Annotated in this window: 33 protein-coding genes; 15 read left to right on the top strand and 18 right to left on the bottom strand. The window is 42.1% G+C overall.

The features are described 5' to 3' along the window. Positions 1-121: 121 nt before the first annotated feature. Together ACEW80_RS13920 and ACEW80_RS13915 are read right to left on the bottom strand one after the other, a co-directional pair. The gene (locus tag ACEW80_RS13920; protein WP_373527149.1) at positions 122-1,162 is read right to left on the bottom strand and encodes a hypothetical protein; all 1,041 of its coding nucleotides are present in this window, start codon (positions 1,160-1,162) and stop codon (positions 122-124) included. Between the two features lie 313 nt (positions 1,163-1,475). Further along, positions 1,476-1,730, bottom strand: a complete 255-nt coding sequence (locus ACEW80_RS13915) for a helix-turn-helix domain-containing protein (protein ID WP_012413141.1) — start codon at positions 1,728-1,730, stop codon at positions 1,476-1,478. Between the two features lie 545 nt (positions 1,731-2,275). Between ACEW80_RS13915 and ACEW80_RS13910 the strand changes: the two genes are divergently transcribed. From ACEW80_RS13910 to ACEW80_RS13885, 6 genes are all read left to right on the top strand, one after another. Beyond that, a complete protein-coding gene (locus tag ACEW80_RS13910; RefSeq protein WP_373527148.1) occupies positions 2,276-2,539 on the top strand; it encodes a hypothetical protein in 264 nt (87 codons plus the stop codon). Next, a complete protein-coding gene (locus tag ACEW80_RS13905) occupies positions 2,505-2,846 on the top strand; it encodes a hypothetical protein (RefSeq protein WP_373527147.1) in 342 nt (113 codons plus the stop codon). The genes ACEW80_RS13910 and ACEW80_RS13905 overlap by 35 nt, the downstream gene beginning before the upstream one ends. Positions 2,847-2,923: 77 nt before the next feature. Next, entirely contained in the window at positions 2,924-3,271 is a 348-nt protein-coding gene (locus tag ACEW80_RS13900; protein WP_373527146.1) for a hypothetical protein, read from the top strand. Between the two features lie 44 nt (positions 3,272-3,315). Then, positions 3,316-3,663 (top strand): hypothetical protein, encoded by a 348-nt coding sequence (locus ACEW80_RS13895; protein ID WP_373527145.1) that lies wholly within the window; start codon positions 3,316-3,318, stop codon positions 3,661-3,663. After that, positions 3,635-3,832 carry a hypothetical protein gene (locus ACEW80_RS13890; protein ID WP_373527144.1) on the top strand — a complete coding sequence of 66 codons (198 nt, stop codon included), beginning with the start codon at positions 3,635-3,637 and terminating at the stop codon, positions 3,830-3,832. The genes ACEW80_RS13895 and ACEW80_RS13890 overlap by 29 nt, the downstream gene beginning before the upstream one ends. A 62-nt stretch (positions 3,833-3,894) precedes the next feature. Next, complete coding sequence (locus ACEW80_RS13885; protein ID WP_373527143.1) at positions 3,895-4,605, top strand: hypothetical protein; 711 nt, start codon at positions 3,895-3,897, stop codon at positions 4,603-4,605. A 264-nt stretch (positions 4,606-4,869) separates the two neighbouring features. Here ACEW80_RS13885 and ACEW80_RS13880 read toward each other — a convergent pair whose 3' ends face one another. Then, positions 4,870-5,025 (bottom strand): hypothetical protein, encoded by a 156-nt coding sequence (locus tag ACEW80_RS13880; RefSeq protein WP_373527142.1) that lies wholly within the window; start codon positions 5,023-5,025, stop codon positions 4,870-4,872. 54 nt (positions 5,026-5,079) lie between these two features. After that, positions 5,080-5,286: a hypothetical protein gene (locus ACEW80_RS13875; protein WP_373527141.1), complete on the bottom strand. Its 207-nt coding sequence runs from the start codon at positions 5,284-5,286 to the stop codon at positions 5,080-5,082. A gap of 213 nt (positions 5,287-5,499) precedes the next feature. On the opposite strand from ACEW80_RS13875, the gene ACEW80_RS13870 reads away from it, so the two are divergent. After that, positions 5,500-5,712, top strand: coding sequence for a hypothetical protein (locus ACEW80_RS13870; protein ID WP_373527140.1), 213 nt, complete (start codon positions 5,500-5,502; stop codon positions 5,710-5,712). Between the two features lie 175 nt (positions 5,713-5,887). Next, the gene (locus ACEW80_RS13865; RefSeq protein WP_373527139.1) at positions 5,888-6,259 is read left to right on the top strand and encodes a hypothetical protein; all 372 of its coding nucleotides are present in this window, start codon (positions 5,888-5,890) and stop codon (positions 6,257-6,259) included. Positions 6,260-6,366: 107 nt separating this feature from the next. Here ACEW80_RS13865 and ACEW80_RS13860 read toward each other — a convergent pair whose 3' ends face one another. The 6 genes from ACEW80_RS13860 to mobC form a co-directional block, all read right to left on the bottom strand. Next, complete coding sequence (locus ACEW80_RS13860) at positions 6,367-6,768, bottom strand: hypothetical protein (protein WP_196522223.1); 402 nt, start codon at positions 6,766-6,768, stop codon at positions 6,367-6,369. After that, positions 6,734-7,168 (bottom strand): hypothetical protein, encoded by a 435-nt coding sequence (locus ACEW80_RS13855; RefSeq protein ID WP_373527138.1) that lies wholly within the window; start codon positions 7,166-7,168, stop codon positions 6,734-6,736. The genes ACEW80_RS13860 and ACEW80_RS13855 overlap by 35 nt, the downstream gene beginning before the upstream one ends. Positions 7,169-7,429: 261 nt before the next feature. Beyond that, entirely contained in the window at positions 7,430-8,560 is a 1,131-nt protein-coding gene (locus ACEW80_RS13850) for a pentapeptide repeat-containing protein (protein ID WP_373527137.1), read from the bottom strand. A 4-nt stretch (positions 8,561-8,564) separates the two neighbouring features. Next, on the bottom strand, positions 8,565-10,139 hold the full coding sequence (locus tag ACEW80_RS13845) for a tetratricopeptide repeat protein (RefSeq protein ID WP_373527136.1): 1,575 nt from the start codon (positions 10,137-10,139) through the stop codon (positions 8,565-8,567). Positions 10,140-10,510: 371 nt separating this feature from the next. Then, the gene (locus tag ACEW80_RS13840; RefSeq protein WP_373527135.1) at positions 10,511-13,147 is read right to left on the bottom strand and encodes a relaxase/mobilization nuclease domain-containing protein; all 2,637 of its coding nucleotides are present in this window, start codon (positions 13,145-13,147) and stop codon (positions 10,511-10,513) included. A gap of 4 nt (positions 13,148-13,151) precedes the next feature. Continuing rightward, complete coding sequence (gene mobC / locus ACEW80_RS13835) at positions 13,152-13,577, bottom strand: plasmid mobilization relaxosome protein MobC (protein ID WP_373527134.1); 426 nt, start codon at positions 13,575-13,577, stop codon at positions 13,152-13,154. 552 nt (positions 13,578-14,129) lie between these two features. Here mobC and ACEW80_RS13830 point away from each other — a divergent pair. From ACEW80_RS13830 to ACEW80_RS13820, 3 genes are read left to right on the top strand one after another with little or no spacing between them, the layout of a single operon-like run. After that, positions 14,130-14,624 (top strand): hypothetical protein, encoded by a 495-nt coding sequence (locus ACEW80_RS13830; RefSeq protein ID WP_373527133.1) that lies wholly within the window; start codon positions 14,130-14,132, stop codon positions 14,622-14,624. Next, positions 14,621-15,445 (top strand): hypothetical protein, encoded by an 825-nt coding sequence (locus tag ACEW80_RS13825; protein ID WP_373527132.1) that lies wholly within the window; start codon positions 14,621-14,623, stop codon positions 15,443-15,445. The genes ACEW80_RS13830 and ACEW80_RS13825 overlap by 4 nt, the downstream gene beginning before the upstream one ends. After that, positions 15,429-16,172: a hypothetical protein gene (locus tag ACEW80_RS13820; RefSeq protein WP_373527131.1), complete on the top strand. Its 744-nt coding sequence runs from the start codon at positions 15,429-15,431 to the stop codon at positions 16,170-16,172. The genes ACEW80_RS13825 and ACEW80_RS13820 overlap by 17 nt, the downstream gene beginning before the upstream one ends. A gap of 367 nt (positions 16,173-16,539) precedes the next feature. On the opposite strand, the gene ACEW80_RS13815 is transcribed toward ACEW80_RS13820, so the two are convergent. The 8 genes from ACEW80_RS13815 to ACEW80_RS13780 form a co-directional block, all read right to left on the bottom strand. Then, entirely contained in the window at positions 16,540-18,441 is a 1,902-nt protein-coding gene (locus ACEW80_RS13815; RefSeq protein WP_373527130.1) for a hypothetical protein, read from the bottom strand. Between the two features lie 65 nt (positions 18,442-18,506). After that, positions 18,507-19,223 (bottom strand): hypothetical protein, encoded by a 717-nt coding sequence (locus ACEW80_RS13810; protein ID WP_373527129.1) that lies wholly within the window; start codon positions 19,221-19,223, stop codon positions 18,507-18,509. Next, on the bottom strand, positions 19,223-19,633 hold the full coding sequence (locus tag ACEW80_RS13805) for a hypothetical protein (RefSeq protein ID WP_373527128.1): 411 nt from the start codon (positions 19,631-19,633) through the stop codon (positions 19,223-19,225). The genes ACEW80_RS13810 and ACEW80_RS13805 overlap by 1 nt, the downstream gene beginning before the upstream one ends. Position 19,634: 1 nt before the next feature. Beyond that, complete coding sequence (locus ACEW80_RS13800) at positions 19,635-19,925, bottom strand: hypothetical protein (RefSeq protein WP_373527127.1); 291 nt, start codon at positions 19,923-19,925, stop codon at positions 19,635-19,637. 59 nt (positions 19,926-19,984) lie between these two features. Next, on the bottom strand, positions 19,985-20,209 hold the full coding sequence (locus ACEW80_RS13795; protein ID WP_373527126.1) for a hypothetical protein: 225 nt from the start codon (positions 20,207-20,209) through the stop codon (positions 19,985-19,987). Position 20,210: 1 nt separating this feature from the next. Next, complete coding sequence (locus tag ACEW80_RS13790; protein ID WP_190901462.1) at positions 20,211-20,405, bottom strand: hypothetical protein; 195 nt, start codon at positions 20,403-20,405, stop codon at positions 20,211-20,213. Further along, positions 20,386-21,570: a hypothetical protein gene (locus ACEW80_RS13785; RefSeq protein ID WP_373527125.1), complete on the bottom strand. Its 1,185-nt coding sequence runs from the start codon at positions 21,568-21,570 to the stop codon at positions 20,386-20,388. Before ACEW80_RS13785 ends, ACEW80_RS13790 begins: the two co-directional genes overlap by 20 nt. 181 nt (positions 21,571-21,751) lie before the next feature. Next, positions 21,752-21,916, bottom strand: coding sequence for a hypothetical protein (locus ACEW80_RS13780; RefSeq protein ID WP_373527124.1), 165 nt, complete (start codon positions 21,914-21,916; stop codon positions 21,752-21,754). A 264-nt stretch (positions 21,917-22,180) separates the two neighbouring features. Here ACEW80_RS13780 and ACEW80_RS13775 point away from each other — a divergent pair, with 264 nt between their 5' ends. Genes ACEW80_RS13775 through ACEW80_RS13760 form a run of 4 tightly spaced genes read left to right on the top strand, consistent with a single transcriptional unit; the run spans position 22,181 to position 23,044 of the window. Next, positions 22,181-22,372: a hypothetical protein gene (locus ACEW80_RS13775; RefSeq protein WP_146195955.1), complete on the top strand. Its 192-nt coding sequence runs from the start codon at positions 22,181-22,183 to the stop codon at positions 22,370-22,372. 60 nt (positions 22,373-22,432) lie between these two features. Beyond that, positions 22,433-22,618 carry a hypothetical protein gene (locus tag ACEW80_RS13770; RefSeq protein WP_069074669.1) on the top strand — a complete coding sequence of 62 codons (186 nt, stop codon included), beginning with the start codon at positions 22,433-22,435 and terminating at the stop codon, positions 22,616-22,618. Then, positions 22,615-22,809: a hypothetical protein gene (locus tag ACEW80_RS13765; RefSeq protein WP_073643689.1), complete on the top strand. Its 195-nt coding sequence runs from the start codon at positions 22,615-22,617 to the stop codon at positions 22,807-22,809. Before ACEW80_RS13770 ends, ACEW80_RS13765 begins: the two co-directional genes overlap by 4 nt. Beyond that, on the top strand, positions 22,802-23,044 hold the full coding sequence (locus tag ACEW80_RS13760) for a hypothetical protein (RefSeq protein ID WP_373527123.1): 243 nt from the start codon (positions 22,802-22,804) through the stop codon (positions 23,042-23,044). The genes ACEW80_RS13765 and ACEW80_RS13760 overlap by 8 nt, the downstream gene beginning before the upstream one ends. Positions 23,045-23,119: the final 75 nt, after the last annotated feature.

Below are 23,119 nucleotides of genomic sequence, written 5' to 3'. Positions count from 1 at the left end.
TTTCATGGACATTTTTCTGAAAATCTCTCTATCGCCAACGTTGGATGATAATTATCTGTCAAAAAATGATGCTTCGACACAAGTTCTCTATTTAAGTAACGGAATTTTCTCTGATTTTTTTTCAAAATGAGAATTGCTGCTTGTTCAACGCTTTAGTTGCCTGTTGCGTCATAGTATTCCCCCACTGTTGCAAGGGATGTTCTTCTACGGCGTGTTCTAGTTCCTGAATGCGAGAAAGGAGTTGTTGATTTTCAGTCTCTAACTGCCGTAGGGATTCCATCTCATCTAAACGCTGCTGCAATTGAATATTTTGCTCCTTCTGTTGCTTGTACAGGTTTTGCAAGGATTGGATTTGCTCAATTACCTGGGCTTCTGCTCTAGCAATGGCTTCTGTTTGCAAACCAACCCTCAATTCCTGCTCTAGGCGCTCTAATTCTTGCTGGTGTTGTTCTTTGAGTGCTGCGATTGCCTCAGAATATTCTTTAGGGTATGTACGCTCACTTGAAAATGACGCAATTGTGTCATTTAAATCAGCCAAATCAGTGTTGTTTACTGGCAGCCTCTCGCCATCGCTGAAAGTCACAATCTGCTGTGAAGAGTTTGGTGCATCTGCTTCAATCACTCCATCTTCGCCATAACGGGTATGTGATTGTGATGAAATCCTGACCGATTGACACAATTGCGTTTTGATTTTTTCTTGTTTTGTGCTATCAGTTCTAGTAGATAACGTACTTTTTGGAACAACCTTCTGAACTGCTTTAGCGAAATCGGCGGCAGTGGGGAAGGGTTTTTCTTGAGTTGCGATCGCTACTACTTCGTGTAACTTATCGGGAGTTTTAACCAGTCGAAGTAAAGGGCGAGTTTGAGAGGGTTTGGTAATATGCGCCTTCAAATCGTCAGGCAAGGTATCAACTACTTTTTTCGCAGACAGCAAATCTCTGACCCGGCGATACCCCCCGTGTTTAGTAAGCTCGTTGTCACAATAATCCTCAAAGCTCTTGTGTCCAGCGTTTTGGTAATAGTGGTTGTCCCGCATTACTCCCAGTTCTTCTATTGCCTGCCATTCAAATCGGTCGATGGCGGTGAAGGTTTCCTGAATGCTGGTGTTGAGATTGGCGTAATTTAGAAGCGATGTTGCTGGTTCTCTTTCTAGTGTCAGCATATCTCTTGCTCACTATGGTAGATGCCTAAAAGTTGAGGTTTGCAGCTTAACCAAAGTGAACCAAGGAACTGATTTGGGGGATTTTTCCAAAAATGTGTCAGCATTATAGTTAGCTCACTTTGTCGTTAACGGATTGAGCAGGCGATCGCTAACTTTGGACGGTGGGCGATCGCTTCTAGTTGTTGTGCTATTTATCTAAAGATAATTTCAGTAGTTACTCCGATTATTAGTTGCAAAAAATACAGTTACTACATTTATATACTAATGAGGCAATAACGTTTGCTTTATGCTGACCGCATCATTAGTAAAAAATTTATTCCATCTCTTGCACTAAAGCAGCTTTAACCTCGGCATCAAAATTTACACCAAGGGCATCAGAAAGCTTACGCAAAGTTTCACGCGGTAAAGACTTTGCATCTTCTGTTTCTATACGATAGAGGTTGCCAACACTCATACCAGCTTGAGCTGCTACCCAAGTTGGGGATAGTCCCTTGGACTCTCTAATCTCTCTAATCCGAGTGCCTAGACCAGGCAAATCAACCGACAAAGTAACTTGCATTAAGTTCATAACTTCACTTCTCCATTAATGTAAGCAAATCATAGCGCTTATTTCCTCTGTTTTCAAGCTTTACTTATTCAGCTTTACTTATTCAGTGAGACTTTACAAGCGCAACTTATTAAGCTATACTATAAAACATAAGGGCAAGGGAAAGCAAACTGCCTGCACCCGAACGCAAAAAGGGTTTGCACTATCTGAACTTTGACAGCACAATCCAGAGTGACTGCTTGATGAGTAGTCGAGGCACTGGCACAACCAGAGAAGGCGAGGGGTACACAGCCGGGAAATGGATTTGCACTGAATAAAAAATTACCAGCAGGACGACGGACGGCAGTTGAAGCGTTTGAAGTCGTACACGTCGCCTGATACGCTGTATCTCCTGTTTCGGTAATACTCAAGTGCCACTGGCTTTGAGCCGCAAATATATGGCTACGCCAAATCTTTTTGAGATCGTTGTGCTAAACCACAACGTTGTTTGCACACATAACAAAGACGACCGCCCAACCGTGGAAAGTTTGCGATCGCCTTTTACCCTTTTATCAAGGAACTCTATTATGACGTATACAACACATACACAGCAAGCAATTCCTAGTTCTTTTCGTGATGAGCAAGCCACAGCCCAAGCAGAACTGTACAGCCACCTGGAATCCCAAGCCGAAGCTGTAGCCCCCACAGAAGACCCCTTAACATCTCGTGACCGTCGCATCATTAGCGAGATTATCGAAGTTAAACCCGAATCAGTCCGTACAATCTGGATCGAAGGCGGAAGGAATCACCGTATGGGTGCAGTTAGTCGGCGGTGGACGGTTAGCCTTTGACCGCAACTGGTTCGCTACAAGAGTTGCAGAGGTCAAGGCAATTCTGCCAGAAACCCCACGAGAACGGAATCACCGATTGGAAACTGAACTGAAACAAGCTTGCACTGTTTTCGGTTTGTACCACGGCGAAATTGATTACTTGTTGTTCAGCACGAAAGTCTACCGTCATGGGCATTTTGTAGGCTTCATTGGGGCTAACGAAGACTGCTGGTATTCAAACCCAAGGAAGTATGGTTTGGATCGATTTGCCAACAGTGCTTCGGAGGCAATCACATTCTTGGGAGTTCAACCAATAGTAGCAGCGTAGTAGTCGATTTGAAAAAGGCGATTGCACACCAAAAGAATTGCAATCGCCAACAAAGTTAATCTCGAATAAACACAATCATGACACAAAGTACAGCAAGTAACCCTGCACTTCTTGATCCGGGTTTAGATGGCTGCCAAGAAAAAACTCTGCTGCCTCCAACAGACCCGAACGCAGAGGTCATAGAAATCCCTGGCTACAAGCTAGTTTACGTTAATGGAGCTTGCCCCAGAGTCTATCGGGTCTATAAAGCTCACTCAATGATTGGGGTGATATTTCAGCATATAACGCACTGGTCAAATGCGGTGGACAAAATCAAGTACGCCGAGCCATTGGATGCAACAGTTGGGCTGCACGATTTCATGAAAATGGCAGGTAAATCCAGAGCGATTAACACAACAGAAGTTAGCTCAACCATAGCAGCATAATCCAAGTACAACAACTTGAAAAAATCTCTTCATTAACTACAGATATGGAAGCAACAATCACCATTCCACACGGTTGGAAATACCCGCGTTTTACCTTTGGACAACGTACACAGAAGGGAATAATTATCGGCATAAAGTATTACCCAAGCGACAGCCTTTTAGCCCATGAATATAATGAAGGCTGGCGTTATGTAGTTATGGCTGACATCAATTCTGAAGACGAAGAAAATCACCTAGAGAACGAAATTCAACTACTGACACCACAGGAATTAAAAACACTTCTAGAAGCAGAGATAGCAAAACATTTACATCAAGCTGAACTGCTCACTTATGAATTAAAAGCAATTCCGGGAGGTATATATAATGCCGAAATCGCCCAAAAACTGCTCTGACCTCACGGCTGCTAGCTTACTGCTTTTATTACGTCGCTATGGTGGTTCTGCTCCTTTGCACAGGATTAATTTCTCACAAACCGTAATTCAATCGCTTCTGGATAAAGAATTAGTACGAGTGCAGAATACTAAGCACGGTTTTTTACTAACCATCATAGAGAATTCCTGAAGACTGTTGATTGCTCAAACTCATTAACCTACTCAAACAAATACAACAATCACTTTGCACATATGGAAACTATCAAAGTCAACAACAGCGTCTTTCTCATCCCACCCAGCCAACCTAAACTACAAGCCAATTGTGCTAAGGAATACGGTCAATTCCTTCTCGATTGTCCCCCAAAACTGACGATTCTAGAAGCACAAGCAGGGGGGTATCTCAAGGGGAATAAAGCTGATTTTGCAATCGCAATCTCTCGCCCTGACCGTGCATTGACCATCAACGAGAACTTCACCAATGAGCCATTTACCGAACTCTGGGTGATTCCAGTCACTGGCGGACTAAAAGACCAGTTCAAAGGGCCAGCTTCGATGTTGCTTTGCTTCTTAATGCACCGCCGCAGTAAAGACAATTTCGCCGGACTCTACAATCACTTTGCCCATCGCGCTTTCCAGCAGTGGTGTGAAGAGGGGATGCCTGGAGATCCCAAAGAGTTCTGTTATCAGGCGATCGCTAGCGTACTCAAAAACTACATTTTCTGCGCCGAGTTTCAGAAAGTAGAAGGGACACTTGGAACGTATTGGTTTATTCAGTGGAGCTATCGCAATCCTCAATCTGATTTTGAGCATGACGCTCTCGTTGCCGCCGAGATGATTCGTACTGGTGCTGAATCTGGGGCAACAGTTCACTGGGTAACTGTAGCGACCTGCAATTATAAATCCCCCAACCTGCAATCATCGTTGTTTTCAGCCAGGATTATTTGCAACTATAATTTCATTTGAACCAGGATTAAATGCAACTGAGCCAGGATTAAATGCAACCAGCCTGCAATCATCAGTTTCGACCAGGATTAATTGCAAATAAGCTCAAAACTTTACTAGGACTGAGTTTTCAGTATTGACAGCAGTTGGTCAAAAAACTCATTTCAGAATTTGATAAATTAACAATGAAATCTTTACCGAGTTTTTTTACTGGAAAACCAACGGTTTAACGTTCCGAAAGCCTTACCAATGTGGCAGTTAAGAAAACGTTCGTTTCTTTTACTTTTATAGTTGCAGATAATCCTGGCTCAAACCGATGATTGCAGGCTCAGTTGCAAATAATCCTGGCTCAGTTGCAGTTAATCCTGGCTGAACCAAAATTATAGTTGCATTTAATCCTGGCTGAGAAATGTCTTGATTGCAGGTCTGAGCGATTAGCATTGCAGGTCGCTACAACTATATGACAATAAACCAAAGCTAATTTAAATAAAAGAACTAGCTTTTATTTTCATCATCTTTATTTTTTCCGCTAAATTCATCTGCAACACTCTCAGTTGCCCAAGTTGTAGCAGCAGTTGCAACTGTAATTCCTACAACAGCTGCTACTCCTATAGGTGCTATGACTGCTGCCACACAAGCTCCAGCGCCAATGAGTCCTGCTTTAAAAATTTTTTCTGGTGTAATCTTGTCAAGTCCGAACATAATACTACCTGATTAACTTCTATTTATAAGTATTCCCATATTCGCTTTGTAAATTATAAAACCGAGTTTACTGAAAAAAATCATTAATCTTCCTCCGCGATCGCTACCTACACTAGATATCGCAAAGGTTTCAGTCGTTGTTAAAGTTTATTGCTCACAGGCTTGACGATAAAACAACCAGACCAACGCCTCTGTAGGTTTAAATGTCGGGAAATGGAGTTATCTCGACATCGGGGCGAAACAAACGCACAGCAACGATTAACAGCATACTACACAGGTCAAAATGACTTCGAGCGGATGACGACATCGGCAATTAGGGGGCTGGGAGAAAGTCAGCAGTCAAAAATTAGCGATCGCCGCGTGTTAGACTGTCCACTGGACAAACTAGACACGTCCACTGGACACTCTTATGACAGTAGAAATTGACCCGTTCCCCGTTGCTGCGCTCCTTGATAGGTACAATCTTGGGAAACAAGCGGTTTACAACCGGATAGACGCGCTCGACATCAAGACATTCAAGCAGGGGAATAAATCTTACATCACTGCTTATGATGTGGAATTGCTCGATCAGCTGCACGACCATATCAGCGCAGGGGGGAAAATGGATGATTTCAAATCACCATTAGCGGAATTGGTGAGCAGTCCAGTGGACAGACTAGACACGTCCAGTAGGCAAGTGGACAGACTGGACACGACCACTGGACAACCAGACTTGGCACTGGGGGAGGTGGTTCAGTTGGTGGAAGCGATCGCCCGTCACCTCCGACCCGCCGAGCCACTACAGCACCTCAAAGAGCTTCAGCTTGCTGCTACCGAGGGCTGGCTACTCTCTTCATCTGAAGTGGAGGGGCTTGTTGGGTGTAAGCCAAGGGTTCAGAAGGGGGAACAGCAGTTTACTCGTGGCTCGTTCTGTTTTGTCAGGTCTGGGAAGATTGGGAACCAGTCAGCCTGGAAGGTAGTAAAAGTCAATTAAGCAGTAATTAAAAAACAGCATTTATATAAAGCTGTAAACCAGTGTAGTAGAAGGGTTTAGAGTAGGTACGACCGCGCAAGAATCATGTGCGGTGCTAATAAATAGGGTTAAGAAAGTCTTTTTTTGATTTTTTCTAAATCATCAAAACAAAATTGAACACCATTTTTTGCATAGTATTCTCTAGCTGTACAATTTTGATTTTCTAATCCTCTTAAATATCTAGCTGTCATACTTGCCCTATAGAGAAGCTCGTAAGCTTCTTCTAAATCATTCCACCTATTTAGTTTGGCAATTTTCTTAACGTACATTCGCCGGAGCTTGTGCGGCGAATAATCATCATTGGTATCAAACTCTTTTATATTTCCTTCTCGAAAAGCATAATCATTAACCCAGTGCAGAGCAGCATAAAAGCACATAATAACAGCCCAGTCGGGAAAACCTGACTGGGCTGCTATTGCAGTCTTTTCGTTAAATTCAGCTTGTTGCTGATAGATACTCTGATTGGGCATTGCTGAAAGTAACTATTTGATTCTTCTTGATATTAGACCCAAAATCTCTAAGTATTTGAGTTCCAAAGTCCCAATCTTCGCTTTTAGTAATATCACAGACTTTCCACTCAGTCTCAACTACTAACGCGGTTGCTTTTTCTGCAAGCTTCCTCGTTGCATCAAAATCTGCATGAGATAATATTTCAAACGTTATTTCATGTAAATCATTATTGTTGTAGGTTACAGCTCTAACTTGCCCAACATTTTCAAGCTTAGATAAGCGCTGTACTAAACTATTAATTTCCGCTAATACAAAAGATTTTTTGTTGGAGGTAAAACCAAAAAATGAATTGATTCCTAAACCAATTAAGGTGTTAGAAAGGAATTCTTTAATTAAGGGTTTTGTTAACCATAAAGTCATTTTTGCCTCCTGAAAGACTTTAGAACGCTGCTAAAGTTGTCAATAGACAGGTCTAAAATCAGTTACGATGTACACAAAACTATGTACAGGGGTGTATACACCCTAATTTACGCTATTTTTCTAAAAAAGTCACTTTTCAGTAAAAACTCTTTTGACTTGACAACTCTATAGAACTCCGATTTAATTTTTGAAAACATACTGAGACTGAAAAGGCCGTTTTATCAGGGTTTTACACAGTTATTTTCCTAACGGGTCTTGTGGTCAAGGATTGTTATTACTGATATTTATTGTTTTCGGTGGCAAGCCTAGCTGTTTACGAAAATCTACGTTATAGTGAGCCTTTTCCCAGTTATTAGCATTTTTGACTTGTTCTATGGTCAAGTTTTTAGCTCCCTTCAGGTTAGCTCCCACCAGGTCAGCCTTCTCTAAGTAAGCTCCTTCCAGATTAGCTCCCACCAGAATGGCATTCTCTAAGTAAGCTCCTACCAGATTAGCTCCCTTCAGGTTAGCTCCCCCCAGATTAGCCTTCTCCAGATTAGCTCCTTCCAGATTAGCTCCCACCAGAATGGCATTCTCCAGGTTAGCTTCCAGCAAGTAGGCTCTCTTCAGAATGGCATTATCCAGATTAGCTCCCTTCAGAATGGCTTTTTCCAGGATGGCTTCCTGAAGTTTAGCTCCCTTCAGGTTAGTATTCTTCAAGTCCAAATATAAATTATTACTTTTTATAAGTTCAGTATCATAAAGAAACAGCAAGACACTTGCTTTGCGTTCATGGTCTCCATCTAACCTTCGTAGCACTGATAATGTTCTTGCACGAATTACATCTAGCGCTACATCTCGAATAGGTTTTTCCTGTGGACTGTCTTCCTTTAAACTAATCAATTTTTTATCAAGCAATATAACCGATAATCGATCTATATAAGCTTCCAGTACTTCCTCGCGTTGATTGTCCTCACTCCTTTCTTTCTCAACTTTTTCTCTAACTTCTTGTTCCTGCTTTTCTTTTGTCTCTCTATCTTCTTTTGCCTTCTCTTGTCTACCCTGAAGCCATGCTGCAAAAATAACTAATGACGCGGGAGCGAGAAGCAAACTCATCCAATCCCAGAGAGTCTTTGCAGACTCATATTTATCAATGGTTATAATCTTAGTAACTGTTCCATTGGGTGTTTTCTCTTGAGCCTCTAGTAATTTTTCATAACTTTCCCCAATTCCAGTCCAGTCCGGCAATTTTAGCATCCAGTGCTGTGGTTTACCCGTGATTTGGCTACCTAGTAAAAATACAACCACCAAGACTAAAGTAACCACTACCCATACTCTACAATTGATAAACTTAGTTTTCGGCTTTACAGTCTTCTGTTCCGATTGTTGGGTCAAATCTGTTGCTTTACTCATAGAATTATTGGAACCACTCACACTGAACGCACCGCCATTTAAGTGCATCTTTTTTAGGCAGATAAGATGAAATTTTAGGGACTTGCAAATATTTACCATCCATTTCGCCATAGGAAGTACGCCGCAAACTAGGAGCAAAACGTACCTGCATTGTCTCCGGGTTAATAGTAATCAGATTAAGATCAAATAGTGTATGTATATCAGCCCGTAGGAGCAATCCATTTGAGGGGTGATTATTTTCCGTTTCACTGTAAGGAATGATGTGAGCAGCTTCCAAGGCTTCTTGTGCATCACATCCAGTAATGGCACAGCGATAATTGTAGGCTTCGAGCAAACTTTGACGAAACTGAGGTTGTCCTTGCCGTCGAGCAATAGATATAGTAATTCGCTCTCTAGCTTGCTTTATACTTTTTGGATTGAAAAACCCGTCAGCCTCAATAACCGCAGTAAGCTCCTTTATCTCTGCTAATTGATTGTGGTTAATCTTTTCTGAAATCCCCTGACTGTTTTCTTTATTCGTGTCTTCAACACGGTTATTTAAAATCGGTGGGTTAGCAGCAGACTTGTTTGTAGTTTCTACTTCTGTGGGGCTATCATTAACAGTTTCAGGGATTTCCTGAATATCCTCAATAATTGCATCTTTATCAGTAACATTGAAAGACTGAATCAGGTTCAGTGCCTCCTGATAATATTCTACAAATCCGCCGTGCTGATAAAGATCAGCAGCTTTCTCTAAATCCTCAATTGCTCCTAGTTTATCACCTACTTGATAGCGGGCAAGACCGCGATATTCGTATACGTCAGGATATTTATCAGCAATCTTAATCGCATGATTATAATCTTCAATAGCTTTTTGATAATTTCTCAAATCGTTGTAAGCATTGCCTCGGTTTATGTAGTAAACAGCATTATTATAATCATCATTTTGATAAAAAGAAATTTCTTTACTGTAATCCTCAATGGCTCCCTCATAATCTCCCAGGTTATAGCGAGCATTTCCGCGATTATTGTAGACACCAAAGTATCTAATCATACTATTATCTGTTTGAATCGCCTTGTTGTAATCCTCAATGGCTCCCTGATAATCTCCTGAATTAGCGCGTGCATAGCCAATGTCACTGTATAATTCAGCCCAATTGTAATAACCACAAAAATTACTGGGTGTTAGCTGAATTGCCTGTTCGTAATCCTTAATAGCCCCTTCATAATCTCCCAATTCACTACGGGCTTGACCCCGTTGATAGTAAGCAGAGGGATAGTCAGGGTCAAGCTGAATTGACCTGTCAGAATCTTCAAATGCTGCTTGGTAATTGCTCTGCTGGTAGTGCAACTCTGCTCGTAAATAATATGCAGAATCATAGTTTGGATCTAGTTCAATCGCCTTATTGCAATCCTCAATAGCTCCTTTGTAATCTTTCAAATTCCTGCGCTCATGACCTCGCATACAATAAGCAATATCATCATTTGGATTTATCCGAATTGCTTGAGTATAATCCTCTACTGCTCCTTGATAATCGTTTAATAAATTACGAACGCTAGCTCGTTCTTTATAAGCATTAGCATCATTTAGATTTACCATAATTACCCTATTCCAATGTGCAAATTCGCGTTTTAATCCATTATCAGGATTCAAATTGTTTGGAAAAGCTTGATTATAATCTTCCATATTTATTTGAAAATAAAGGTTTAAGATGTTATTTAAAATGGCTTTTTAAACAATATGCAACTCTGTTGTTTGAACTTAACAATTGTATCCACATTACTAACTGGCTATGCTGTACGGGACGACCTATACATAGGATTCCCAAAATCCAAGCAACTCTTAACAAATAGGCGGCGAAGCGGAGTGTCTGCCGCTGCCTGCAATAATATGGTTGGCTCAACGAGTGGATTTGTGGCAGTGGCAGACACCGCCTATTTGAGCGCAGCGGTTAAGAGTTGCGCCATCACCTAGAGAGAGATACCTTTAGTCTGTCTTCTTTCTTGTCGCTCTGCCTCTTCTCTTATTTGTTGCAATACGCGGTCTGCTTTTTGCCAAAGCTGAATATCTTCTCTTTCTACTTCCCCCACATTAATCGGTGAATACTCAAGCTCACCTAACTCGTTTCGGTTGACTGCCACTCGAAAAATCTCACCTCGTTCATCATGGGTAAACACCAATTCTCTATCTTGTTTTTCTAGAGATGCACGTTTGAATCTAAGGCTATTTGAGCCACTTTCTCTTAACTGCCAGTTGATTAATTCAACAGCAATAGGCACGGCGTAGGCTAAGAATTTAGACTGTAATGACTGCTTTTCAGAGAGTTGCTGTTCTACTTCTGACTGTAAGTGTGCCAGTTGATTGTTAGCGATTAAAACTAATGCTTTAGCTTCATCAGTAGTCCATCCGGCGGGACTGGCTAATATAATTTCTTCAACCTCTTGGGCTGGTTTATTATCTAATAGCGCCCTCATTGCGATTTCTTTGTCTCGGTCAGTCACTAATAAATTTTGCAATTCGGCGCTGTAATACTTATATAACTCGGCTGAAAGATTATCTTTTAGCTTTGGTTTATCTGTGGTTATAGTTGGAGTTTGATTAAGAGCAATTGCGTCTACTGGTTTTTGCGGTCTATGCAGATGCTCCAAATAAACAATCGCTGCTTCCAGGTCGTCGAATATGGTTCTTCCGGCTGATAGCTGCTGCTGATTTTGAGAAAGTTGTTGTGTTAATTCTAATACTGTTTGGGTTAAAGCTGATTCAACAGTTGATTGCTCAATATAATCAGAAATTGATGAAATAGCTCTTTTCTCTAGATATGATTGTAACTCAGTCGCAAGCACTGCATCCAGGTCATTAAATGTAGTTTTAGCTGTAACAAGTTCCTCTTTGTATTGAGAAAGTTGTTGTGTTAATTCTAATACTGTTTGGGTTAATGCTGATTCAACAGCCGATTGCTCAATATAATCAGAAATTGATGAAATTGCTCTCTTCTCTACATAAGACTGTAACTCAGTCGCAAGCACTGCATCCAAATTATTGAATGTAGCCTTAGCTGTAATAAGTTGCTCTTTGTATTGAGAAAGTTGTTGCGTTAATTCTAATACTGTTTGGGTTAAGGCTGATTCAACAGCCGATTGCTCAATATAATCAGAAATTGATGAAATAGCTTTCTTCTCTACATGAGATTGTAACTCTTGAGTAATCGCCGCGTCTAGTCCGTCGAATACAGCTTTATTCTTAGCTAGCTGCTGCCGATATTGAGAGAGTTGTTCTGTTAATTGTGGTAACGTTTCACTTAAGGCATCATCAACTACTGACTGTTCAATAAAGTCAGCAATTGCATTCACAGTTCTTTGTGATAAGAGTTGTTCCCTTTCAGCAATCGCCGCTAATAGCTCGTCGTATGTGGTTCTTACGGCTGATAACTTCTGATGATACTCAGACAGTTGTTTTGTTAACTGTGGTAATGTTTCAATCAAGGTTGACTCAACTGCTGACTGTGAAATAAAGTCAGCGATTGTATTTATGAGTTTTAAACTGGCTCGTTGTTCTACATCTGATTTAGCTGGGTTTGTCTGGTGTTTAGTTTCAGCTATAGCTTGAGCTTTTTTCGGGAATATGGTTGATATTAGCTGTTGATTTTCTTGGCTATTATCTACAGATTCTAAGAAATTATTTAAGCGTTTAATTTCGCTATCGTCCCGTGATGGGTCATAATTTATCCCCAATTCTGTCTGAATCTTTGTAAAAGAACACTTATATTTATTGAGATTACCTCCCTGTTTCCAGAGCAAGCGGGGGCTACCATCTTCATTAACTGAACCTACATCAATACCAAACTTGATGCCCCTTACCCCACCGTGACCGTAATAACTAACGACAGCTTTGACTTGATGCTCTCTCCATAAGCGCTCAATTAGCTGGGGCATTGTGGGTTTATCTGTTGCCACTTGCTCAATCGCCCGTCGCATTATTTCTTCGCCTGGAAGTCCATCGCGTTCGACTCGTTCCAGTTGATGACGAGTCATAGCTTTCTGCTTACTCTCCCAACTGCTTTGAACTTGGGTTAGCTGAAATTCTCGCTCTAGCAGTCGGGCGGAGTGTTCCGAATGGGCGTAATTGTTCCAGGTGCGAATAGATTTACCGTCTAGGTTATTGACTCTAGATGCAACGATGTGGGTGTGGTCGTGTTCTTTGTCTGAGTGCCGCGCTATAAAGAAGTCATAAGCTGGTAGTTCAGTTTCTATAAAGTCATCAACTAAGTGTCTTAGTTTGGTATCTGATATTCTTTTTTCTGGTTGTTTAACTTGGGATTCATCACCTTGAAGCCGCGATAGTACAATGACCGATGCCAAGTGACGTTGGGACAGATTAGCTAATTCGTCATCATTTAGCGTTCTATCATTTTTCGGTACACTAAGCATTAAGTGATAGCATGGGTCTTTTAGCTGCGGGTTAAGATGGGCTGATAAGGTAAACTGTTCGACCAGTTCATTGCTACTTCTCCCGTACATATTCCCGCCAATGATTTTGGCTTTCTCTTTCTCAAGCACATATTTAGTTGTCCCGCGAAATGATTTATTAGCTTTAACTTTGGTAATCATTTAGCTAACCCTCTACCGATGCTTGAGTGAGTGATTGGCGAGTCTGTTCTAAAAGTGCTGTCAGTTGTTCAAGAGTTTTCAGATATAATTTCACCTCGTTAGTCAACGGTTGGCTACCAATTTTCACAGCTTCATTAATAGCTCTGGTCTGTTGGTTTAGATTGTTACCAATCTTCTTTAGCTCGTAGATAGCCTGTCGGTTCACTTCGGGAATGACTAACTTAGGATGTGGCAAAGGGTAATCAAATAATCTCGCTCTTATATAGTCGCTTTGCACCACTCCACTGCACCGTTGTTCTAGTCTAGTTTTCTCGGCATAGCTAGCCCTAAACGTGATGGTTACTTCTCGCTTTTCATCTGGTGCTACTGACCGATTGGTTAATGTGTCAGCTAGTTGATTACTGAGATTGGTACGAGGATCGGCTTGCATAACTAGTTAGGAGTTTGATTATTTGATTTTTTCTTTTTAACCGGGTTATTCGCTGTAGCTGCTATGGCGCGGAGCGCCGAGCAGGTAGGCGAATAACCTGGAACCTTTTCTCACTTATTAACCTCTTGAAAAGAACGGTTTTTCGGGGGTTTGGGGGACACCCCCAACAAGCAACCACGCCGCTTTCCCGCAGGGAAAGTAGCGCCCTTGGCGCGTTACGGCGTATTGCTTGCCTATGCCCCCGACGGGGGCATAGGGGGGACGAGAACCAGGGGGCGCAACGAGTGACTAGGGGAGTAGGAGACTCAGGCGACCCACGAGTGACTGTCTGCAATCTCAAGAGTGTAACCGAGGGCTGGGTTTGTTCAACAATGCCGCTCACACTGTTCGAGTTCAGAGTGTTGATTCATGGGTAACTGCTTTTTTAGACTAGTCTACCTCACGAGGATACAAACCCTCTTTTATTGATATTCGTCACATCACGACAAAAAACTTAAACTTTTTCTGACCACAATTTTTTTACAATGAAGTGATTTATTATTACTGGTGGCTATGTCTCGTAAACCGAAAGCTGTTCCTTTATCAAAAATAGAAGATATTCAAACCAGTCTCAAACACTTTGCGGCAACTCCTAAGACTATCAGCCTGTCTGATTTAGTCCTCAGTTTGGCTAAACCTATTCAAGATATGTTAGACGCTGGCTACTCTTATGACGATGTTTCTGATGTGTTTAAAGGTCATGGGGTAGAACTGGCGGCCAGTGGTCTGAAGATTTTTCATAAAAAAGCTTCAACAATAACGGAGAATAGTTCGAGTAATGAATCATCAGATAAAGCGGTTGAAGAATCAGTTAATTCTGACTCCGAGCCAGAATCAACTGATTCTTCAACCACAACTAACAATGATGTTCCAGCAGTAGAGGCAGATAGTTCACCACCTGATAGTAGTGAACTATCCTCACCTTCACCATCTCAAAGTACGAGACGAAAGAAAACAACACCTAAGACTTCTGCCCAATTTAACATCACTGATAGGAGTGAAATATGAAACGCATCGTGATGATACTGGGGGGCAAGGGTGGTACAGGTAAGACTGCCTTTACTCGCTTGCTACTGGATGTAATACACTCGAAAGGGATTAATTATCTAGCTTATGATGCAGATACAGAGAATCCAGAACTGTACGAGTACTATCAAAACTTTGGCTCAGGGGTAAGACTGTTGAACTTCCTGGAGGTGGCAGAGGCGAAACGCTTCTTTACGGAAATCAAAGCCGAATCACCCGACTCAATAATAGTAGATATGCCGGGGGCATCAAGCAATAAAACCAGGGAGATTATCAGTAAGTTTGGGCTATTCAAGATTGCAGGCGATTTAGGTTATCGAGTAACGCTAGTGACTGTGCTTAACCTGGGATATTCGGTCATCACTAGCTTAAAAACTATGGCTGAGTTCTGTAGCGATAAAGCAGATTATGTGGTGGTAAAAAATCTGTGTTGGGATAAAGGTTCAGGTTTTCAGCGCTGGGAGAACAGCAAAACATCGGCAGCGATATCTGAATTGAAAGGCATAGAGATAGAAATGCCAGAGCTAGACTACTCGACCTTTGACACGTTGACAGAAAAAGGTCTACCTTACTCGGCTGCGACTGAAGAGAATGGTTTTCCTTTTGGAGATTACCTGCTGGTAAGTGGATTCTTAGACCAAGCTAAACCAGAGCTAGAAAAGGCTGGGGTTTATTTGGGGTTGCAGCAGTCAGAGGTAAGTCTTGCTGCTGAGTCCTCTTTGACTTCGACTTCAGATCAAGTATCGGTAACAGTATCTACTTCTCGTCGGGGTAAAAAGAAAACTAATGAGCAACAACAATAATAGCAACGGCAATCACAGCAATCCTCATTCTGAAACTGCCGATTCCGTAGAGAGCAGTGAACAGGGGGAAGTCAAGATAGCACTAGGCAGATTATATAGAGAGTTTGACAGTTTTAAGCAATCACAGAAAACTGAACGCGAACGCGATAAGGCGGAGTTACAAGCATGGTCAAAGACGAATTTAATTCAGAGTCAACTTCTCAACCAAGCGATAGCGACAATCGAGATGCTGACAAAGGAATTGAAGAATCAGAATCTCTCATCGAGCGAGTACGAGAAGAACAACGAAGATTTGAGACAAGAATTAACTCCCTTGCTGACGCAGTTAAAGAATATGCCCAAGTCAACAGCGACATTAGAGAGCTTAGAGTTCAAAGGGCTGAAAAGCGAAGTATTGCAGCTAAAACAGAACGGGAATCAACTGTTGAGTCACACGAAAAACTTGACTACGGTTATTCAGGAGTTGAAGAACAGCCCTCCCCCCAAACCCATCACCATAGAGAAAGAGGTTTATCGCTCTGAACCACTAAGTCAATATGGAATGATGGGGTTGATTATTACAATATTTGCCTTGTCAATGTTCTTCGGACTCAATCAATTTATTCCGGTAAAAATCTCGAATGATTTCAATAATTATCTCCAATCTATCTGGCAACGTACAGGCTATAGCAATGTCAAGCTACAACGGATAGAAAAGCGTTTGGGGACTGACCGAAATCGAAGATGAAGGGCAATATATAGTGATTGGGGCAAACAGGCTTAACGTAATATTTGCCCCAATCATACAAATAATCAGAGATAAGAATCCACAAGTTTACCTTGAGTTGACCACTTCTCATCTAGAAGACGACAAGCGACATAAACAACTTTTTGACTTCTTTGCGCTTGTGCCTTCCATTCATGTTCCAGGAACGGACGGTGTAATCACTTTGATAACCTAAAACAAGTGCAAGGTCGTCGTAACTTAACTGCCATTTTTTCTTAAACTCAATTGGGTGCATAAATTTAAATCCATTACTAGGATTTCAGGGTTTTGATGTCTTGATGCCTTGGAAATAACTGAAAACTAAAGGCTTTTTGAGATTGAAGTAATATTAAAAAGCGGTAAAGCCTAACTTCTCACTGCCGTTCAATTGCTTGGATTCTATAAGTTGTGCAATAGCACCCCTTAAATACCGAACGCTAGGTTTATCTTCACCCCACTTTCGGCTATTTCTAATCGCAGCAAAGCTGACTGGTGTTGCAACGGCTGAAGTAACAATGTTTAAAATCTGCTCCAAATCCGCCTCAGAAATACTCATTTCTTCTAGCTCTGCAATTTCAACCTCTTGGGTAGGCTTTGAGAAAATAGACTCCAGCTGATTAACTGCGTCAGATGGTGCAATTTTCTCCCCTCTGGGCATAACTGCTGGCTGGTGATGCTGCACCAGTTCCGGGAAGAATTTGAGTAATGTTCTAGCGGGATCTGGCTGACCATTTCCTGGGTGTAACTCTATCTTTAGCCAGTCAGGAATCATGCCGAGATTGCCACCGCTAACAGGTTCAGCAAAGTTATTAGGGTTGGCTTTGAAATATTCGCCGCTAGCAACATTAATCTTTCGCAATCCACCAGCGCTGACAGACTGAGCTACACAACCAATGAAATTAACTGATTGCTTAAAGGTATCTGCCAGTCCTGCTGTGGCCTTGCCAACCACAGAAGTTAAGTTAGAGCCATGCAACACAATGATTAATGTACCGCCAGACTTAGCGAAGCGAGAAAGTAAATATTGGATAGCCCAAGTGCGATCGCTTTCATCAAGCAGGGACAGCAAGCGCATCGCCTCATCAATGACTAACAGTAAGTTTTTATGGGAGTAAGGTTCACTAGCATCTAAGCCTTTAAGAAATTTAAGCAAGTCACGGGCGACTAGTTTATCTGCCCCGTCTGCATCTTTTTCCGGGTATTTAAGAGCAGAAATCAGATTGCAACTAAAGGGGTAAACGTCCACCCCGGCTGTAAAGTATTGGGTGTTTAATCCCGAATCTAAAGCTAGAGATAATGTTGCCAAGATTGCTGCTAAGGTTCCCTTACCACCTCGCTGAGTGCCAGCGAACGCTATCACCTGAGAACTCATCATGTCTTCTATTTGAAAACCACTTTTCCTTAAAGCCGCGATGAGTGCGTTTGCTCTATTCGCCAGAGGGAGATGAGTTATAGTCTCTGGTAAAAGCCCCTGTGCTGATGGCTGTAACTCCTCCGGTCTAGAAAGTTCCGAAGCTTGGGGACTGTGGCGAATATCTACCTGTGGTGATTGAAATTGCTTGATATCTACGGTCGGTGGTAACTGAGTTTGAGCCTGTGCAATAGCACTTATCTCCGACCGATTCACACGGCTGTCAATGGTCACATCCTGTAAATGGAGAGCCATACTTTGATAAGTCGGTAGCTGACGACCCTTAAGCTTGCCAAACCAGCCAAACATCCAGCGATAAGCGTAAAAACGTTTTCCTGGCTCAACTTGCGTTAAATATTGCCCAATATTTTCAAATTCAGCCAGAAGAAAGGCGTACTCTTCTGCTGATTGTCGTTCTAGGAATTTAACGGTATTAGCAAGATGATCCGCTTGATAATTGCTCCGAGTATCATAGTCACCAGCACGAGCAACCGCGTCTATAAAGTTGCCACGTATAAAAGGTATTGGTGCAATTTCTTTAGTGCGGTTCGAGTGTTCGACAACAAACCATAGCCACGCAGCACCGCCAATTAAACCACCAACTAGTGCCATTGGGTTCACCGCATAACAAACCGCTCCGATCCCAGAAGCCAGCAAGCCAAGTACACGGGTCATGTCTGCTTCGTTCTCAGAAACTCGTGCCATTTCAAATAATTGATCCTTGCGCTCTTGCAACCATTCAGAAACATTTCCTGCCTCCAAATGGGATAAGGCGGGATAAGAATCGCGTAAGTGTTCCGTTTCCTTAGTTGTAATTTTTGGGATATTGTTACAATGCATAAAACAAATGCCTCGTTGAGTAGTGAGTGCCGCTCAGTGGAGAGAGTTGTTGAACGGCACTCACTTTAATCTTTGGTCAATCCCCAAATGGCGAACCCAATTTCACCCGCCATCATGGTGCCGATATTAAATAAGATGCAGCCCAAAATCATGAATGGATCTGTAAATTGAAATGGGTTACGAGCTGCAAAGGTGGTGACAATATCGAACACCCAAACAGCAATAACAACTAACCCCGCACTAGAGCGATCGCGTGTCCCTGCGGTCTTATAATCCTTCCAAAGTTCACCAACAAGGTCAATCTTGCCACTAGGCTTGGTTTCAAGCTCATAAACCATGTGGTCTTGAAGTTCCCGCCTAGCTGAATCTGGGTTTTTACCGCGCAGGGCGTGGGCTTCGATTACTTGCACACCTACAGAAACCATAAATGCCAAGTAAAACAAAGGGTTGAACGCTGCAAATGGCACATTTAGCCAATTCCAAGTCGGCTCAAACCAAGGAACAACAGGTGGGCCAGTAAAGATTAATTGCCAAGTTGAATCAGCACTGATTATGGAACCGCCGATAAATAAAATCCCGCCTACCAAGGCACGACCCGCGCCACCGTTAGCAACAAACTGATTGACGATCGCAGCAGCTGCCCTAATGGGTAAGCCGACGATCATCACAACAGCCTTGGCACAAAAATCGATGATTTCACCAAGCGCTCGCTTTTTACCCTTGGGTTTACCATCGCTGTTACCAGTACTGCCACTCTCCGCACTTGATGAACCTAACGCCATTACTTTTTCCTCACTGGTTTGATATTTTGAACGCTTTTACAAACCTCTTTGGCTTTGTATTTCCATTTCCAAATCCCTTCTTCAATCCGACCAATACACCTACCCGTTGCGTCAAAAACATCAACAATCTCATCATCAAGATATAGAGTTGGGTCTGGCCTGGGATTGCGTTTACTACTGTCAAAATAATTCGTGATTCTTAGAGAACGAGTTGTGGGCATGACTCCCGCTTCATATAACGCATCGCTGGTTTTTGCCCGTTCTTCTATGCGAGTTCGTTCTAATCCTTCGGTGGCTTTTAATCTTTCGGCTTCTGCATAAGCCCCCAACTTGGGAATTAAGGGAATGATTACAGGCAAGAAGCAGACACTAACACCAGCCAAGGCTAAATACAATTGCTTCTTGTACATCTCACTGTGCCATCGCGGTAATCAGTGCAAATTTTTCCCATTGCTTTAACTCATGCAGTCGTTTAAATACTGACTCCGCTTCATTGCTAGGAGCGGTAGAAGAATCACACTCTAGCCATGCTTGATGAGCGATTTTTGCAATTAACCAGAGCGTGTCTGATTCGCTCATCTTCTCTAGTCCTTCGCCCCATGTCTCACACATATCTTTAATCAGTGCGTTGTCGTGAGAGAGGGAGTAATATCCTACGGGGTGCGCCATTTTGATATCCTTGAATGTGTGTACTGATTTCATCCCTGATCTAAGTCACAACTGGGCGAACGCTTTTCTTCTCCGGGCAAGCGTTCGCACAATTAATACTCATCAGAACTGTTAGCAAGTTGTACTTTTTCAATGCCATCTAAAACTTCAGAAATTGATTGAATGGCATCATTCAAAACCAAGTCATTTGATGTAGTAAAATGCTTCGATGTTTGCAGTCTCCTGTATTCGGGAGTAGCTTGAATCAACCTTAAAGTTTGTTCAACACCAGCCAGAACAATTACTATTTCTTCTGTGCTAACAATACTGCTCATCATATTATTCACCTCTTATCGCCTCCAAATCTCCTAAGTTGATTTGATGATTGTTATTGACGGAGAATCTTTCATTTACTACTTTCTCCAAAGCTTTTCTCAGCCAATAAGCTGGAGTTGTGCCATCCATTTCTGCAAGCATTCTGATGGCTGGAGTCAAGTCTTGAGGAACGTTGTAATTAAGCCGCTTGTTTAACATCGGTTGTTTCTCCTAAGTAAAGTTTTTTCATTTCTGATAAAGCAACGGTTCCCGGATTTTCTGGAATCAACAAATTACTTTCTGGAATGCTCCCTTTAAGTAATCTTTCTTTAATCAACATCTGCACGGGCGCGATCGCAAACGCACCGCCACACAAAGTTACTTTGCTGCGTCTGGCTTTTACGGATATGTCATCTAGGGCATAAGCCAAGGGAGAATCTTTCATCCATGAGTGAATAGCGTTCTCTAACTCAGTCCCAATGTCTTCACCATCAGGTGCAATCGCACTTATGCCGTTATCACCAACGGTTGCAGTTTCCAAAATCTCGCGCAGTTGGGAGGGGCGAATCATTTTAGAAGAATCGGTGTTGCTCAATGCTCTGGAAAATTCTTTGATTAGTGTGGCGACACCGCCGCCACCATTGGGACTACAAGTTACCCGTTTTGGTAATTTGCCGAGATTACTGTATTCGCTGATTGTGGCTGTACCATACCCAATATCAAAAGTATGGAATTGTTTATCGTCAAAGCGTTCGCTTGCCCAGAGTGACGCGCCATATCCCTCTGGAAATCCCAGAAAGCCAAGTTTAGAGAAGCACAGACGATATCTAACGCCATCTACCGCGATCCACTTGCATTGTTCAATGGCTTTTTTTAGTTCTAATGGAGAAGCTAGCGAGAGCGTTGATAAACGAATGTGCAAGGTTCTACGCTTGTCGCTTGTACCCGTGGACAACTCAAGTAGATTTGGCAAGGAGGCGATCGCGCCTAATGCAAGGATGGGGAAGTAATGTACTTTGTAATTCTCGGAATCACTCATTGCTATATATTCCTTACCTTGCAGTCTGGCGGAGCTACCAACGACCCAATGCTCTACAACATCTTTGTTGTTTTCATCTTTGCCTCGGCTTAGGCTGAAAGCTCCTAATTCTCCAAATGGTACTGATGGCACACAACACACTAAGGATTCGGTCTTCATCACTGGTGTTGTGCCAGTTTCGTTATTAACGAAAGCCTGATATTTAATACTGGAGCGCCCAGCATCTAGCATCAAATGAATTACCTTTTTTGATGGCATTGATGCTTTCTCTGTTATGGTTTCAGGCTCGTTTGTGTTGGGTGCGTTCGTGCTAAGGCGTGTTTGTTGCTTTTTATGTCTTGGCATATCGTAAAACTCTCAACTTTTTATCGTCACTGTCACAAAGAAAAGTAGTCGTCATCAACTAACGTTTCATGTTTCATGTTTCATGTTGACGGCGGGTGTAAGTGGCGTTTCACGGTGTCAAGTGAGGCTGAAACATTGATGCAACCGTTGAAACAGTTTCATGAAACCTTTCTGTGAAACACTACTGAGTATCTTGGCTCCCAGTAGCCTGAACCTGTGACAGCATCGAGTTTTGCAAAATCTGAAGTAAAAGAAAGTTAACTACCTCTGCGTGGTCATTAATGCCTAATTGCTGCGCTTTATCGCTGATAAATGGGTGTAAGGATTGCCTGATTGTTACTCGCATAAATTCTCCTCAAAATAAATTCGTAGGCTGAAGTCGCCAAGAATACGTGTATCTTGTCTGCCGTTGGCGTTTTTGCCTTCTCTGCTTTTGCGTGGTAGCTAATTAAGTAACTCTGCCGTTTCAACCATCTGATACAGGCTTCGTCAAACTGTGGCATTTATGCCATAGCCACACTATAACACCAAATTACTCTGTTACGCTATAACTCCAGTACGCAAAAATGAAAATTACTGATTATAAGTGGATAATCAAAAAGTAGCGTTTATGAGTAATTGCGTAATTGTGGGTAGACCTAAAGGGGATAAACCAGATGAAGTGGCACATCTTAGAGCAAGGATGCCAAAGGATTTGCATACAGAATTTAAGCTGTGGTGCGTTAAAAATAATCGGACGATGGACACCGTGATCTGTGAGCTAGTCCAGGAATTTTTGGATAAGCAGCATTCACAAGGATAATTGCGTACTAGCGTATTAGGTGTAGAATTGCTTTCAAAGGCTATAGATAAAAACAGGCATGTGAGTAAAAGATTTTCAGTAACCGTTCCAGATTATGTTTTTGAAGATTTAGAGGCGATCGCACGAATCCAAGGAAGACCGACCGCTACCTTAGTTGCTTTTCTTGTAGAAGCATTTGTAAGAGATGCGCGAGAAAAAGGAGAGCTACCCTCAGCGAAACCGCCCAAGCAAGATGGTGCAGCATGACCGATGACATAAAACGCTCCAAAGGAAAATTTGACCCAGTTACGGAAACAAGAGATTGGCAAGTAGCTGCATCCGAGGAGTATTGCAGGCGAATTGCTAAAAAAACAGGTAGACGATTAGTAGAAATAATTGATACAGAAGATGAACCGTTACCAATAGTTTGTATTTTTGAGGATTACACCGATGACTGAAACAGCAACTCTAATGCCACTAAGTACATTTATCCCCGTTTTGACGGCTATCAGCGATCGCGACTGGGTACGGTTCAAGGAACTTGAAGTAAGTTTTGCAAACGCTCACGGGATCGAAACTTGGGCAGATGTTTTCAACTTCCGAATCATGCCCGCGCTAGAGCCAGAGGCTAAAAGATGGCTGTTAGTGACAAAATGCAGCCAAGGTATTAAGTCAGTCAAAATTTTAGATTAATGTCAAGTTGAAGCAGCATCAACAAATTGAATTATTTTTAGTCCACTAATACTATTAATTTAGTGAAGTATTTAT

This window comes from Nostoc sp., from assembly GCF_041747015.1.
GTDB lineage: Bacteria > Cyanobacteriota > Cyanobacteriia > Cyanobacteriales > Nostocaceae > Nostoc.
The sequence above is the reverse complement of the archived record's forward strand: the minus strand, read 5'-3'. Positions and strand labels throughout refer to the sequence as shown.